Consider the following 14296-nt stretch of genomic DNA (forward strand, 5'->3'; position numbering starts at 1 on the left):
GATCACGGATGGTCCAGCGGGTTTGGCCGCGGGCACACTGTGCACATGGGAGTCATCGGTCTGATCACGGGCCTCGTCGCGATCCTGGGTGTGCTGGCCGCGCTGGCGCACGACGGGTACCTCGCGATGCTGGGCTCGGTCGCCAAGTCCAAGCGCGCCGCGGGCGCGCCCGTCGCGCAGTACGTCCGCAGCCGGTGGACCGTCGCCGGGGTGACCACGATCATCGCGCTGGTGGGCCTGCTCATCACGGCCGGCGAGGGTGTGTCCGGCGACGTCATCGGCGCGCTGATCGCGGGCGGCGCGGGGCTGGCCGCCACCAACGCGCTCCAGGGCACCCGGAAGCGGCTCAACAGCGGAAGCTGATCGATAAACCTCCAAAATTCACTCTTAAGTGTGGAGGTGGCCGTCACGGGGCCGGTCCGGGCGGCCCGGTGCCGACCCCGGACCTACGGTGAGGTCGATGCGGGGTTCACGACACCCACCCCCGGTGCCCCCGCAAGTCACTTGAGCCCACAGGTGAACCGCCCTTCCCGGGCCTCCGACCAGGGGGTGGGAGGGGTATGCGCGAACTATGGGCATCGGGGAACCGGGACGGTCGGGCAGGCACCGGGTCGAGGACGGGGCGGCGATCTGGCTGCCCGTGGGCGGCGAGCTGACGCGCACGTCCGCGCCGCCGGCCTCCCTGCCGGCGCAACGGGTGCGCGACCCGCTCGTCGACACCGACGCGGTGGGGTTGCGGAAGTTCAACATCGGGCTGGTGCCCGCCTCGGTGACGCCGCCGAGGACGTGGAAGCGGGCCGCGTGGTTCGCGGTGCTGTCCTCGGCGGGCGTGCTGGTGGGCCTGGCCATCGCCGCGGCGAAGCTGGTCGGGTCGGTCAACCCGGTGGAGCGCATCGGGATGCCCGGCTACCCGACCGACGTGCCGCTGCTGACCGGTTTCCCGAGCAGCTCCCCGTCGACGGCGGGCACGACGGCGGCCCCGGTCCCGCGCGACCAGCGCGCCCCCGCCGCCGGCCGGGCGGGTGAGGGCCTGCGCGCCGCCCAGGGCGACCGCTCCCCCGCCGGCGCGGGCGACCCGCCCGGCGGCTCGTCCGGGAGCCGCACCGCGACCGCGGTCGCCCCCGCCGCGCCCAGCGTCACGACCGTGCCCGGCGACTCGGCGCCGCTGGTCGACGCCGAGACCATCGCCGACCGCACGGAGCGGTTCTACGAGGAGGCGGTGCGCAACGCGGACACCGCCGCGGCGATGGTGTCGGAGGGGTTCCGGTCGACCGCGCGGGCGCTGGCCGCGGGGCGGTTCGCCGACGTGGCGCTGGTCGAGGTCGAGCGGATCAGCGTGGACCCGGCCCGGGGCGTCACGGTCAGCACCATCCGCGTGACGCGCGAGGACGGGACGACCAGCACCGAGCGGCGGGAGCTGGTGTTCACCACCGTCGGCGAGCTGCTGATCGACGCCGAGCGGCCCGCCGGGAGCGCCTAGCGGTCGTTCACGGACGCACAGCGGAACGCCGTTCCGTAGTGCTTCCCCCGATCGAGCGACAACTGTTGGCCACTCACCGCCACTAAAGGGTGAACTCATGCGCTGAACTGGCTTTCCGCTGGTCGGACGCGGTACGTGTCTTGCGTCGTCCAGCCGAGGAGTCGTCAGTGCAGCGCCCCACGACGAGCGGTCGCCGGCACAGCCGCGCGGGTTCGGTGTCCGTTGCCGAGCTCATCAGGAAGCAGCCGGCGCCGGTGCGCGTCCTTCCCCCCGGGCGGGCCGCGGCGCACGCCCCGGTGACCGGCCCGCTCGGCCCGGAGCCCGTCCCGCCGGCCCGCCCGGACCGGCGGGGCAGGCGGGCGCGGCTCGTCGGCGTGGCCGCCGGGGCGGCGCTGGTGCTGGCCTCCGCGACCGCCGCGTCGCTGCTGGCCGCGCACCGCGACCCCGGGCCGGGGGAACCGCGCGTCGAGGCGCCGGAGGCGATCAGCGGGGCGTCCGCGCTGCGCCCGGACGTGCTGGCGGACCGCCTGGGCGGCTTCACCGGCGACGACCCGGCCGACCAGCCGCCGCTCGCCGCGCCGCTCGCGGTCGACGTGCCGTCCCCGGTCGGGGAGGACGTGCGGGCCGTCCTGCCGATCGGGCCGAGGCCGCAGGTGGACACCGTGCGCCGGTTCTTCGAGCTGCTCCCCGCCCGGCCCGCCGACGCCTCCCGGCTGCTGTCGCCGGAGCTGCTGGGCGACGACGCCCGCGAGTTCGTGTCGGCGTGGCGCGGGGTGCAGGCGATCACGATCGAGTCGACCACCCTGCGCCCGGACGGCGCGGTCCTCGCCGTGGTGTCGATGCAGGAGCGCGGCGGCGGCTGGATGCGGGTCGAGCAGGTGTTCCGGCTGACCGACACGACGGTGCCGCGCATCCTCGACACGGAGGTCCTGTCCGCGCAGCGACATTGACGGTGAGTGACGATCCACCGCTGTCAGTTGACCGAATGTGCATGTCAACTGTGTTTATCAGCCAAACTTCCCCCAAAGGGGTTACGTACTCGGTCACGATTCGGTATCCATAGCCCGGTCAGCAGTGCAACGCACTCCACCGGGAGAGGTGTTCAAGCGGTGTCGAACGACGACAAACGCCGGCGGTTGGACGGTGATTCGACGGCGAAGCTGTCGGTCGCCGACCTGATCGCGCGGCGTGAGGCGGAGACGCAGCCGATCCCGAGGATCACCGACGCCGAGCCGGCGGGCGGGTCCGAGGAGACGGTGCGCTTCAAGCCCTCCGCGAACCTCTCCGGGCGCGAGCTGCACATCACCGAGCTGCTCAAGCGCGAGGGGCGCGCCGGCGAGGAGGAGCGCGGCGGCGGCGGGTTCTCCGTGCCGAAGATCGTCGCGATGGCCGGTGGCGGCGTGGTGCTCGCGGGCACCGTCGCGTTCACCGCCTCCAACCTGCTCTCGTCGCCCGACGAGCGACCGCTGGCGGAGGTGCGCTTCGACGCCCGCCCGGCCGCGCGGGCCACGAACACCCTCACCAAGGACCTCGGGGCCGCGGCGGCCAAGCAGCAGGAGACGCAGCAGGCGCAGGTCGAGACCACGACCGCCGCGCCGGAGCCGACGACCACCCAGCGGCAGCAGCGCACCCAGCAGCAGCAGGCGCCGCGCCAGCAGCCGGTGACCACGACGCCGCAGGCCCCGGCGACCACGACGCCGGCGCCGACCACCGCCACCGAGCAGACCACGCCGCCGCCGCCGACCACCGGCACGACGACGCCCGCGCCGCCGAGCGGCAGCACCCCGCCGTCCTCGTCCTCCACCGCGCCGCCGCCCGCCTCGGACGCGAGCACCCCGCCGTCCTCCTCGACCCCGCCGTCCTCCAGCGCCCCCTCCCCCGGCGCCCCCTCCTCCAGCGCGCCGTCCGCCGGTGTCGGGATCGGCCTGGACCTGGGCGCCGTGCTCGACCCGCTCGGCGGCTTCGACTTCTTCGCCCCGGCGAGCTGATCGCAGCACCCACCACACCACCCGCCGACCCGGGACACCCGGGTCGGCCGTTCGGCGTGCGCGTGACGGGCGTCGCCCCGCCCGTTGGGCCGTTCGGCCCCAATGTGCGCGTTCTTCACGCGAACGGCTGCCGTCCCGGGCCCGCGTCCGGTATCCCTTCCCGGTCGCCCCTCCCCCGGCGCCGCCCCGGCACGGGTGACCCGCACAACGGTGCGAAAGCGGCCGCCACCACCGAGGTAGGCTCTGCGGGCGAGCGGTGGCCTAGCCTGTTCCGCGCACCGACCCGCACGACGAGGAGCCCGAGCGTGAGACCAGCTGCCCTTGCCGCGGTCACGCAGCGCCCCAGCGAGGTGGTCCGGTGAGCAACGACGGTCGCGTGATCGCGGACCGCTACCGTTTCCTGGACAGGATCGGCAGCGGCGCGATGGGCGTCGTGTGGCGTGCCCAGGACGAGCGGCTCGGCCGCGTCGTCGCGGTCAAGCAGCTGCTGCTCCAGCCCAGCCTGGAGGCGCGCGAGAAGGACGAGGCCATCCAGCGCGCCATGCGCGAGGGCCGCATCGCCGCGAAGCTGCACCACCCCAACGCCATCGCCGTCTACGACGTGGTGGAGGAGGACGGCGCTCCGTGCCTGGTCATGGAGTACCTGCCGTCCTACAGCCTCGCCGACACGATGTCCGAGCACGGTCCGCTGGACCCGCTGGAGGTCGCGCAGATCGGCATGCAGGCCGCCTCCGCGCTGGCCGCCGCCCACGCCGCCGGGATCGTGCACCGCGACGTGAAGCCCGGCAACGTGCTGCTCGCCGACAACGGCCTGGTCAAGATCACCGACTTCGGCATCTCCCGGGCCAGCGACGACGTCACGGTCACCAAGACCGGCCTGATCGCGGGCACCCCCGCCTACCTGGCGCCGGAGATCGCGCGCGGCCAGGACCCGACGCCCGCCTCGGACGTGTTCTCGCTCGGCTCGACGCTGTACGCGGCGGTCGAGGGCGAGCCGCCGTTCGGGTTGTCGGAGAACACCCTGGGCGTGCTGCACGCGGTCGCCGCGGGCCGGATCAACCCGCCGACGGTCGACCACCCGCTGACCGACGTGCTGCTGCGGTTCCTCAACTACGACCCCGCGGACCGGCCGACCATGGCCCAGGCCCGGGACCTGCTCAACGCGGTCGCGCACGGCCGCAACCCGAGCCTGACAGGGCTGGCCCCGGCCACCTCCATCGGCCTGGCGCCGCTGGGCGCGGGCGCGACGACCGTGCTGGACGCCGACCGCACCCGCGTGGTGCGCCCCGGCCCGCGCACGGTCGGCCCCCGGACGACGGGCTCCATCCCGCCGGTGGCCCCGCCGCGGTCGAACAACAACCGGGCGCTGGCGATCGCCGCGGTCGTGCTGGGCGCCGTCCTGCTGATCGGTTTCCTGCTGGTCGCGCTCGACGTGTTCGACAAGGCCCCGGCCACCCCGCCGGCGGGCGGCTCCAGCTCGTCCACGCCCGCGCCGACGACCACCACGACGCCGTCGCAGGTGGTGACGACGACCCAGGAGGTGGTCCCCACGACCACGATCCCGGAGCCGACGACCACCACGACGCAGGAGCCGACGACCACCACCACGACGACCACCACGACCACGAAGCCGCCGGTGTCGACGCCGGCGGCGACCACGACGACCACCACGACGACGACGACCACGACGACTGCCGTCCAGGAGCAGCCGTGAACCTCGTATGGTGTGCGTCGAACCCAATCGGGTGATGCACCGTTCTTGTCCTAGTGGCGTCCGGTCGTTCGCCACAGAAGTCCTAGCACTTACTGGGAGCACGCCGTGACCGACGATGGCCGCCTGGTTGCCGGCCGCTACCGACTGGGCCAGCGGATCGGCAGCGGTGCGATGGGCATCGTCTGGCAGGCGCACGACGAGCGCCTGCACCGCACCGTGGCCGTGAAGCAGCTGCTGCTCCAACCGGGGCTGGCGGAAGCCGACACCGACGAGGCGAAGCGCCGCGCGATGCGCGAGGGCCGGATCGCGGCCCGCCTCCAGCACCCGCACGCCATCGCGGTGTACGACGTGGCGGAGGACGACGGCCAGCCGTGGCTGGTGATGGAGTACCTGCCGTCCAAGAGCCTGTCCACGGCGCTGTCGGAGCGCGGCACGCTGCCGCCCCGCGACGTGGCCTCCATCGGGCAGCAGGTGGCGTCGGCGCTCGCCGCCGCGCACAACGCGGGCATCGTGCACCGCGACATCAAGCCCGGCAACATCCTCCTCGGCAACGAGGGCACGGTGAAGATCACCGACTTCGGCATCTCCCGGGCCACCGGCGACGTCACGGTCACCGCGACCGGCATGCTCGCCGGCACCCCGGCGTACCTCGCGCCCGAGGTGGCCAAGGGCTACGACCCGGGCCCGCCGTCGGACGTGTTCTCGCTGGGCTCGACGCTGTACGCGGCGATCGAGGGCATGCCGCCGTTCGGCCTGAACGAGAACACCATCGCGCTGCTGCACCAGGTGGCGTCGGGCAAGGTCGTGCCGCCGAAGCAGGCCGGTCCGCTGACGGCGCTGCTGATGCGCCTGCTGCGCGCCGAGCCGGAGGACCGGCCGACGATGGCCGAGGCGCGCGAGGCGCTGGCGGCGGTGGCCGCGGGCCGGTCGGCCCCGGAGTTCCCGGTGCCGATGCCGCAGAGCCACCCGCCGTCGTGGCAGGGCGCGCCCGTGCAGGCGCCGGCCACGGCGACCCGTGCGATGACGCCCGCGTCCGGCGTCCCCCAGGGCCGCCAGGGCTCGCCCGCAGCGACGCGGGTGGCCGCCCCGGTCGCGCCGCAGCCCGCGCACCAGCCCCGGCCCGCGGCGTACGTCCCGCCGCCGGACCGCCAACGCGGCGCGTCGAGACCGGTCGGTCGCGGCGGCCCGCTCAAGGGCAAGCGCTCCGCCGTGATCACCGCGCTCGCCATCGCGGGCGCGGCCACCGCGGGCATCCTGCTGGCCAGCCTGATGTCCGACAGCGGTGGTCAGCCGAACGACCAGGCGGGGCCGGGCACCTCGACCACCGCGCCCGCCGCGGGCGGCGAGCCGTCCACGACGTCGACGCGGAAGGTGGTGGCCCCGCCCGCCACCTACACCAGCGCGCCGACCCAGCAGGACCAGGAGCGGACGGTCCGCGAGTACTACGAGCTGCTGCCGGTCGACCTGGACGCGAGCTGGGGCCGCCTGGCCCAGCCCATGCGGGACGCCAAGGGCGGGTTCGAGCAGTACAAGTCCTGGTGGAACCAGTTCGAGACGGTCGAGCTGACCGGTGTGACGAGGAACTCCGACTTCGCCTACGAGGTCGAGCTGACCTTCACCACGAAGAGCGGGTCGAAGGTCGTGGAGCGCAAGCTGATCGTGCTCCAGTGGGCGCAGCAGAGCCTGTTCATCTCCAACGAGCAGGACCTCGGCCGCCCGTAGGCGACCCCCGGGCGGCGACGCCCGGGAGGCTCAGGCGGCGGCCTCCGCCAGCGCCGCCAGCAGGCTGGCCACGGCGGGCGAGCCGGCGGCGTCCTCCCGCACGGCCGCGCAGATGGTCCTGGTCGGCTCGGGGCGGCGCAGCCTGCGCACCACCACGCCGGGGTGCACGACGCCCAGGCTGAGCTTGGGCACGACGGTCACGCCGAGCCCGGCCGCGATGAAGCCCTGCGCGGTCGGGTAGTCGTCGGCCTCCACCACGACGTTGGGCGCGAAGCCCGCCCCCGCGCACGCGTCGAGCACGATGTCGCGGCACGGCCCGGGCGGCACGACGGCGTCCACCCACTGCTCCCCGGCCAGGTCGGCGAGGTCGAGCACGCGCTTGCGGGCCAGTTCGTGCCCGCGCGGCAGCACGGCCAGGTACGGGTCGTCGAGCAGGTGCACGAGGTGCACGCCGCGCGGCGGCCCGCCGGCCGCGTGGTGCACGACGACGGCCACGTCGGCGCGCCCGGCACCCACCTCGACCACCGGGTCGTCCGGTTCGGTGAGCTTCAGGTCGAGCCGCACGTCCGGGTGGGCGGTCCGGAACGCGGCCACGGCGGGCGGCACGAGCGCCGCGCCCGCGGTGGCGAAGTACCGGACGCGCAGCAGCCCGGTGCGGCCCTCGCGCAGGTCGGCCAGCGCCGCCTCGGCCTCGACGAGCCGGTCGGTGATGTGGGCGGCGTGCTCGGTGAGCACCCGGCCCGCCTGGGTGGGCCGCACGCCGCGCCCCACGCGGTCCAGCAGCGGCAGCCCCGCCTGCCGCTCCAGGGCCGCCACCTGCTGGCTGACGGCCGAGGGCGTGTACCCGAGGTTCGCCGCCGCGGCGGTGATGGAACCGGTGGAGACCACGGCCCGGAGCACCTGCATCCGTCGCACGTCCAACATGACGTGATCGTACATTTCTGCTTAAAGGTCGTGCAGTTCTATTAACTTGTCCTTACGTTCCGAATGGCCCAGTGTAGGGCCGTGAACAGTCCTGCCACGCTGATCAGGATGGGTGTCCTGGCCCTCCTGTGGGGTTCCAGCTTCCTGTGGATCAAGATCGCCCTCACCGGCCTGTCGCCGGTCCAGATCGCCCTGGCGCGCACGGTCCTGGGCGCGGCCGTGCTCGTGGTGCTGCTCCGGGCGGGCGGGCAGCGCCTGCCGCGCGACCGCGCCGTGTGGGGCCACCTGGCCCTCGCCGCGGTGTTCGGCAACGTCATCCCGTTCGTGCTCTTCGCGGTGGGCGAGCAGACGGTGGACTCCGGCGTGGCCGGCGTGCTCAACGCCACCACGCCGCTGTGGGCGCTGGCGATCGGCCTGGTGCTGGGTTCCGAGCGGAACGGCGGCGCGGCGCGGGTCACGGGCCTCGCGCTCGGCTTCGCGGGCACCCTGCTCATCTTCGCGCCGTGGGAGAGGTCCGGGCTGGCGAGCTGGGGCGCGCTGGCGTGCCTGCTGGCCGCGGCGTCCTACGCGCTCTGCTACGCCTACGTGGGCCGCACGGTGGCCGGGCGCGGCCCCACGCCCCTCCAGCTCTCCGCCACGCAGCTGGTGGCCGCCTCGGGCCTCACGGCGCTCGTCGTGCCCGTGGGCGGCCTCCAACCGGTGCACCTCGACTGGCGCCCGCTGGCGGCCGTGGCCTTCCTCGGCGTGTTCGGCACCGGCGTGGCGTTCGCGCTCAACTACCGGCTCATCCAGGACGTGGGCGCGACCGACGCCACGACGGTCAGCTACCTGCTGCCGGTGGTGTCCGTCCTGCTCGGCGCCGCGTTCCTCGGCGAGCCCCTCGACGCGCGCGTCGTGGTCGGCACGGTGGTCGTCCTGGCGGGGGTCGCGCTGACCCGGAAGCGGCCCGCCGCGGTGCCCGCCGAGCCGGCGCGGGAGTTGGCGACTACGCTCAAGTGACCTGCGATAACACTGGGTTACCCGCCGGTATGGGCCAGTTGAGACACCCGTCCTGGGCAAACGGGTGGACTTGAGACCCAGGTCTCCCCCGATCGCGTGGTGTTCAGGCGAACCACGTCCCGATTCGCCCCCTCGGACGTCTCTTCACATGAAAGGGACGCACACCGGAGGGAACCCCCGAGTCATGAGCACCGAGAGCATCACCACCACGACGACGTTCCACCTCCTCGTCCCGGGGATCGCCCCGGCACCGGTGGAGGCCGAGCTGCACTACGAACCGGAGGACCCGTACGCGGTCGCCGTCCTGTTCCACACCGGGCAGGGCAAGGTCGAGTGGATCTTCGCCCGGGACCTGCTGGCCGACGGCCTGCTGACCCCGTCCGGCGAGGGCGACATCCTGGTCCGCCCGGCCGCCGACGACCCGGAGCGGGTCCTGCTGGAGCTGAACGCGCCGACGGGCTTCGCGATCCTGTCCGCCGAGGCCGAGCACATCGCCGAGTTCCTGGACCTCACCTACGACGTGGTGCAGCCCGGCGAGGAGGACCTGTGGATCGACTTCGACCGCGAATTGGCCAAGCTGGTCTCGACCAACTGACCCCGTCGCCTACCCTCGTAACCCGTGACGGGGTCCGGGGGGACGGTAGGCGGCGGTCGGTACGCGCTGGTCGAGCGGATCGGCAGCGGCGCCATGGGCGTCGTCTGGCGGGCGCACGACGAGCTGCTGGACCGCGAGGTGGCCGTGAAGCAGCTCCGGATGCCCGACCTGACGGCCGAGGAGGCCGAGGTCGCCAGGGCGCGGGCGATGCGCGAGGCGCGCAACGCGGCCCGGCTGCACCACCCCAATGCGGTCGCGGTCTTCGACGTGGTGGTCGAGGACGACCGGCCATGGCTGGTCATGGAGCACCTGCCCTCCCGCAGCCTCGCCGGGCTGCTGGCGGAGGACGGTCCCCTGGACCCGCCCGAGGTGGCCAGGATCGGCGGTCAGGTCGCCGCCGCGCTCGCCGCCGCGCACGCGGCGGGCATCGTGCACCGGGACGTGAAACCCTCCAACGTCCTCATCGGGCACGACGGCACGGTGAAGCTCACCGATTTCGGCATCTCCCGCGCCGCGGGCGACGGCACGCTGACCGACAGCGGCATGATCACCGGCACCCCGGCGTACCTGGCGCCCGAGGTGGCGCGCGGCGAGCAGCCGGGCATGGCCTCCGACGTCTTCTCCCTCGGCGCGACCCTGTACGCGGCGACCGAGGGCAAGTCACCCTACGGCGCCTCCGAGAACAGCTTCGGCCTGCTCTACCGGGCCGCCGCGGGCCGGATCGAGCCGCCGACCCGGTCGGGCGAGCTGACGGACCTGGTCACGCGCGTGCTGTCCGCGTCCCCGGAGGACCGGCCCACCGCGGCCGAGGTGGTGGACCTGCTGGCCGCGCACGGACCCCCGACCGCGCCGATGACCGCGCCGCCCGCGGCGGAACCCGGTCGGACCCGCCGCCCGCGCCGGCTGGCCGCCGCGGTCGTGGCCGCCGTGGTGGCCGTGCTGCTGGGCGGGGGCACGCTGGCGGCCGTGCGGTACTGGCCGGACCGCGCCGGGCCCCCCGCGGACGACCGCGCCGCGCCGTCGCCCGCGCCCGCCCGGGAGTCGGCCCCGCCCGCCCCCACCGCGGACGACGCGGTGGCCCTGGTGCGCGACCACTACCGGGCGCTGCCCGAGGACACGACCACGGCCTACCAGAACCTGGCGCTGTCGTTCCGGCAGCCGTTCGAGCAGTACCAGCGGTTCTGGGGGCAGTACGAGGACGTGCTGACCGACGACCCCCGGGTCGTGCGGCACGAGGGCGACGCCTACGCGGTGCGGGTCCTGGTGACGTTCGTGTCCGGCGGCACCAGCTCGTCCCTGCCCTACGAACTGGACGTGCGGCCGGCCGAGGGCAGGCTGCGGATCGCCTCGGCGGAGCAGCTGGAGTAGCCCCGCCGCGCCCCCGTCGGACCGGGCGCCCCGTCAGACCGGGCGCCCCCGTCAGACCAGGCGGCGGTCCGACGCCCAGCGCGACAGTTCGTACCGGTTGGACAGCTGCGTCTTGCGCAGCACGCTCGACACGTGCGTCTCGACCGTCTTCACCGAGATGAACAGCTCCGAGGCGATCTCCTTGTACGCGTAGCCGCGCGCCAGCAGCCGCAGCACGTCCCGCTCGCGCGGGGTCAGCAGGTCCAGCTCCGGGTCGCTGATCGGGGCCGCGCCCGGCCGGTCGGCGAACGCGTCCAGCACGAACCCGGCCAGCCGCGGGCTGAACACCGCGTCGCCCTCCGCGACCCGCACGACCGCGCGCACCAGCTCCTGGCTGGAGATCGTCTTCGTCACGTACCCGCGCGCGCCGGCGCGGATGACCGCGATGACGTCCTCGGCCGCGTCGGACACCGACAGCGCCAGGAACACCACCTCGGGCAGCGCCGTGCGGACCTGCCGCAGCACCTCCGCGCCGCCGCCGTCCGGCATGTGCACGTCGAGCAGCACCACGTCGGGCCGGTGGTGGCCGATGCCGACGACCGCCTCCCCGACGGAGCCCGCCTCGCCGACCACCTCGACCTCGTCGGTGATCGAGTCCAGCTCGGCCCGCACACCCGCGCGGAACAGCGCGTGGTCGTCCACCAGGAACACCCGTACCGCCACGGTCCGGCCCCCGTCCGTCACTAGTCGTACTTCCTCGGCATCATCAGCTGCACCTCCGTGCCCTCGCCGAGCGAGGTGCGGATGCGGACTTCGCCGCCGTGCCTCTCCATCCTCCCCCCGATGGAGTCCGCGAGGCCATGCCGGTCCTCCGGGACGGTCCCCGGGTCGAACCCCTTGCCCCGGTCGCGCACGAACACGGTGACGCGTTCCGGCTCCACCTCGCCGTACACGCTGATCTCCGCGACGCCCGCGTGCTTGGCCGCGTTGACCACCGCCTCGCGGGCCGCCTGCACCAGGGCGTACAGGTCGGGGTCCAGCTCGCAGTCGCCGACCACGACCTGCTGCACGGCCAGCGCGAACTGGTCCTCGACCTCGCCGGACGCCTTCGCGATGGCCGCGGACAGCGTCTTGGGCCTGCTGTTGTCCTCCAGGACGTTGCCGTACAGCCACTCGCGCAGCTGCCGCTCCTGGCCGCGGGCGAGGCGCTTGACCTCGCGCGGCTGCTCGGCCTGCTTCTGGATGAGCGCAAGCGTTTGCAGCACGGAGTCGTGCAGGTGGGCGGCGATCTCGGCGCGTTCCTCGGTGCGGATGCGGACCCGGCGCTCCTCGCCCAGGTCGTTGATCAGCTTGATCCACAGGGGCACGGTGAGCACCGCCACGCCGCCGAGCGTGGCGACCACGGCGAGCAGGGCGAACCGCAGCTGGTCGATGCCGTAGCTGTTGACCAGCAGCACGCCGATGCCGATGGCGACCAGCGCGACGCCCGCGAGCACCCGCACGAGCGTGGTGCGACCGCTGCCGAGGAGCCCGGACCGCGCGCCGTCCCGCCAGCGGCGGCGCTGCGCCTCGTCCGCCTCCCGCCACACCACGGCCGCGCCGACCATGGCCACCGCGAGCGGCCCGGTGATCCAGCCGCTGACCGGGCCGGAGAACAGGCCGGTGACGACGGCCGCGCCGATGCCCAGGGCCAGCAGGCCCAGCGCCTGCTGGCGCTCCCTCGGGTTCGGGGGCCGCTCGGGCACGTCGGCGGCCCGCTGCGGCACGAACAGCCACAGCAGGCCGTAGGCGATGACACCGACGCCGTTGAGCGCGGTCAGCGCGGCGAACACCGCGCGCACCCAGAACACCTCGACGCCCAGGTGCTCCGCGACACCGCCCGCCACACCCGCCACCACGCGTCCCGTGCGCCTGCGGCGGACCGGCTCCAGGGCCTTCGTCTCCACGCTCACCGCACGATCGTCACACGCGCGCGGGGGCCGGTCATCAGGGTTCCACCCCATGCCCGGTTCAGGGTGCGTCCCGGATGTGCCGGGCCCTCCCCGGCGGGCAAGCTCGTCACCGTGAGCGGGAACATCAGCGCAGCCGGCGTCGAGGAGACGCTGAAGGACTTCTGGGTCAGCCGACCCAGGCGGCCACACGACGGTCGCAAGATCGCGGGTGTCGCCGCCGGTATCGCGCAGCGGTACCAGATCGACCCGGTGATCGTCCGGGTGGCGTTCGTCGCGATGGCGCTGTGCAACGGCGCCGGGGTGCTCGTCTACCTGCTGGGCTGGCTGTTCCTGGCCCAGGAGGGCGACGAGTCGTCGGCGGCCGAGGCACTGGTGGGGCGCGGTCGCAGCTCGACCCCGACCCCGCTGACCGTGGCGCTGGGGATCGCCGTGCTGCCCGCGACGGGCTTCTTCGTCGACGGCGGGTTCACGATGGTCGGCGGCGTGCTGCTGTCCGTCGGCGGGATCTACCTGCTGCACCGCGGTCGCGGGCAGCTCAACCGACCGGACGCGCCACCGCCGCTGCCGGCCTACGACCCGGGGGTGCCGGTGCAGGAGCGGACGACCGAGCGGGTGACGCCACCGGCGTGGGACCCGCTGGGCGCGGCCCCCTTCGCGTGGGACCTGCCGGAGCCGGCGGGCTTGCCCGAACCGGTGGTGGCGCGGCCGGTGCGCCGCAGGTCCCGGGTCGGCGTGGCCACGTTCGGCGTGGCGATGCTGGTGCTGGCCGGTTCGGTGGTCGCGGCGGGCTACTCGGCCTGGTTCACCGCGCCGCACGTCATCGGGCTGCTGGTCGCGGTGATGGGCCTGGGCCTGGTGGCCGGCGCGCTGCGCGGCGGCGGCGGGGGCAAGGGCCTGCTGTGGTTCATCGTGCCGCTGTCGTTCGTCGGGGCCGGCATGACCGCCGCCGACCTGGACTCGATCAACACCGAGGGCATCGGCAGCAACCGGTCCGCCCCGACCTCCGTCGAGCAGGTGCTGGACCGCTACGAGACGGGTGTCGGCGAGGTCGACCTGGACCTGACCGGCCTGCCCGCCACGGGGACGGTGAAGACCTCCGTCGAGGTCGGCGTGGGCAGCGCCCGGGTGCGGGTGCCGGCCGGCGCGGACGTGGAGGTGACCTGCCGCACGGACCTCGGCTCGGTGCGCTGCCTGGACCGGGTGTCGGACGGCGAGGACCGGGAGGAGCGCGTCGAGGACGACGGCGCGGACGGTCCCGGTGGGCTGAGGATCGAGCTCGACGTGCGCAGCGACCTGGGAGAGGTGGAGGTGAGCCGTGGCTGACGGGGACTCGGTGGAGAAGCGGGGCGTCGACGTGGTCGGGCTGGTGTTCGGGGTCGCCGCCCTGGTCGCCGCCGCCTACATGCTCTCGGACGGCGCGTCGTGGCCCGACTTCCTCGACCTGAGGTGGGCGCTGGCGGGCGGGGCCGTGGTCATCGGCATCGGCCTGCTGGCGGGGTCGGCCCGGCGTCGCGGCTGAGGGTCCGGCGCCGCGGCCGGGGTTCAGGAGAAGCAGGAGGCCCGTCCCGGGTGGGA

Annotated in this window: 14 protein-coding genes; 11 read left to right on the forward strand and 3 right to left on the reverse strand. The window is 74.3% G+C overall.

Annotated elements, in window-relative coordinates; translation table 11 throughout:
- Nucleotides 1–45 precede the first annotated feature (45 nt).
- The 6 genes from ACRAKJ_RS38745 (at nucleotide 46) to ACRAKJ_RS38770 (ending at nucleotide 6904) form a co-directional block, all read left to right on the forward strand.
- Nucleotides 46–363 (forward strand): hypothetical protein, encoded by a 318-nt coding sequence (locus ACRAKJ_RS38745; RefSeq protein WP_438922356.1) that lies wholly within the window; start codon nucleotides 46–48, stop codon nucleotides 361–363.
- A 208-nt stretch (nucleotides 364–571) separates the two neighbouring features.
- Nucleotides 572–1480, forward strand: coding sequence for a hypothetical protein (locus ACRAKJ_RS38750; RefSeq protein ID WP_438922355.1), 909 nt, complete (start codon nucleotides 572–574; stop codon nucleotides 1478–1480).
- Between the two features lie 254 nt (nucleotides 1481–1734).
- Nucleotides 1735–2430: a hypothetical protein gene (locus ACRAKJ_RS38755; protein ID WP_438922354.1), complete on the forward strand. Its 696-nt coding sequence runs from the start codon at nucleotides 1735–1737 to the stop codon at nucleotides 2428–2430.
- 159 nt (nucleotides 2431–2589) lie between these two features.
- Nucleotides 2590–3468, forward strand: coding sequence for a hypothetical protein (locus ACRAKJ_RS38760; protein WP_438922353.1), 879 nt, complete (start codon nucleotides 2590–2592; stop codon nucleotides 3466–3468).
- 358 nt (nucleotides 3469–3826) lie between these two features.
- Nucleotides 3827–5182, forward strand: coding sequence for a protein kinase domain-containing protein (locus ACRAKJ_RS38765; protein ID WP_438922352.1), 1356 nt, complete (start codon nucleotides 3827–3829; stop codon nucleotides 5180–5182).
- Nucleotides 5183–5287: 105 nt separating this feature from the next.
- Entirely contained in the window at nucleotides 5288–6904 is a 1617-nt protein-coding gene (locus ACRAKJ_RS38770; RefSeq protein WP_438922351.1) for a protein kinase domain-containing protein, read from the forward strand.
- Nucleotides 6905–6934: 30 nt separating this feature from the next.
- On the opposite strand, the gene ACRAKJ_RS38775 is transcribed toward ACRAKJ_RS38770, so the two are convergent.
- The gene (locus ACRAKJ_RS38775; RefSeq protein WP_438922350.1) at nucleotides 6935–7828 is read right to left on the reverse strand and encodes a LysR substrate-binding domain-containing protein; all 894 of its coding nucleotides are present in this window, start codon (nucleotides 7826–7828) and stop codon (nucleotides 6935–6937) included.
- Between the two features lie 63 nt (nucleotides 7829–7891).
- On the opposite strand from ACRAKJ_RS38775, the gene ACRAKJ_RS38780 reads away from it, so the two are divergent.
- The 3 genes from ACRAKJ_RS38780 (at nucleotide 7892) to ACRAKJ_RS38790 (ending at nucleotide 10790) form a co-directional block, all read left to right on the forward strand.
- Complete coding sequence (locus tag ACRAKJ_RS38780; protein WP_438922349.1) at nucleotides 7892–8827, forward strand: EamA family transporter; 936 nt, start codon at nucleotides 7892–7894, stop codon at nucleotides 8825–8827.
- A gap of 184 nt (nucleotides 8828–9011) precedes the next feature.
- Entirely contained in the window at nucleotides 9012–9422 is a 411-nt protein-coding gene (locus ACRAKJ_RS38785) for an SsgA family sporulation/cell division regulator (protein WP_438922348.1), read from the forward strand.
- A gap of 24 nt (nucleotides 9423–9446) precedes the next feature.
- Entirely contained in the window at nucleotides 9447–10790 is a 1344-nt protein-coding gene (locus tag ACRAKJ_RS38790; RefSeq protein WP_438922347.1) for a protein kinase domain-containing protein, read from the forward strand.
- A gap of 51 nt (nucleotides 10791–10841) precedes the next feature.
- On the opposite strand, the gene ACRAKJ_RS38795 is transcribed toward ACRAKJ_RS38790, so the two are convergent.
- Together ACRAKJ_RS38795 and ACRAKJ_RS38800 are read right to left on the reverse strand one after the other, a co-directional pair.
- On the reverse strand, nucleotides 10842–11492 hold the full coding sequence (locus ACRAKJ_RS38795) for a response regulator (protein WP_306743570.1): 651 nt from the start codon (nucleotides 11490–11492) through the stop codon (nucleotides 10842–10844).
- 20 nt (nucleotides 11493–11512) lie between these two features.
- The gene (locus ACRAKJ_RS38800; RefSeq protein ID WP_438922346.1) at nucleotides 11513–12772 is read right to left on the reverse strand and encodes a PspC domain-containing protein; all 1260 of its coding nucleotides are present in this window, start codon (nucleotides 12770–12772) and stop codon (nucleotides 11513–11515) included.
- Between the two features lie 60 nt (nucleotides 12773–12832).
- On the opposite strand from ACRAKJ_RS38800, the gene ACRAKJ_RS38805 reads away from it, so the two are divergent.
- A complete protein-coding gene (locus ACRAKJ_RS38805; protein WP_438922345.1) occupies nucleotides 12833–14044 on the forward strand; it encodes a PspC domain-containing protein in 1212 nt (403 codons plus the stop codon).
- Nucleotides 14037–14240: a hypothetical protein gene (locus tag ACRAKJ_RS38810; protein ID WP_438922344.1), complete on the forward strand. Its 204-nt coding sequence runs from the start codon at nucleotides 14037–14039 to the stop codon at nucleotides 14238–14240. Before ACRAKJ_RS38805 ends, ACRAKJ_RS38810 begins: the two co-directional genes overlap by 8 nt.
- The last annotated feature ends 56 nt before the right edge of the window (nucleotides 14241–14296 follow it).

This window comes from Saccharothrix sp. DSM 118769 (assembly GCF_052936295.1).

What these genes read in the sequence shown, in the direction of transcription:
- ACRAKJ_RS38750 (WP_438922355.1), top strand. Translation starts at nt 572, where the DNA reads ATGGGCATCGGGGAACCGGGACGGTCGGGCAGGCACCGGGTCGAGGAC.
- ACRAKJ_RS38785 (WP_438922348.1), top strand. Translation starts at nt 9,012, where the DNA reads ATGAGCACCGAGAGCATCACCACCACGACGACGTTCCACCTCCTCGTC.
- ACRAKJ_RS38775 (WP_438922350.1), bottom strand. Translation starts at nt 7,828, where the DNA reads ATGTTGGACGTGCGACGGATGCAGGTGCTCCGGGCCGTGGTCTCCACC.
- ACRAKJ_RS38800 (WP_438922346.1), bottom strand. Translation starts at nt 12,772, where the DNA reads ATGGGGTGGAACCCTGATGACCGGCCCCCGCGCGCGTGTGACGATCGT.
- ACRAKJ_RS38780 (WP_438922349.1), top strand. Translation starts at nt 7,892, where the DNA reads ATGGCCCAGTGTAGGGCCGTGAACAGTCCTGCCACGCTGATCAGGATG.
- ACRAKJ_RS38745 (WP_438922356.1), top strand. Translation starts at nt 46, where the DNA reads ATGGGAGTCATCGGTCTGATCACGGGCCTCGTCGCGATCCTGGGTGTG.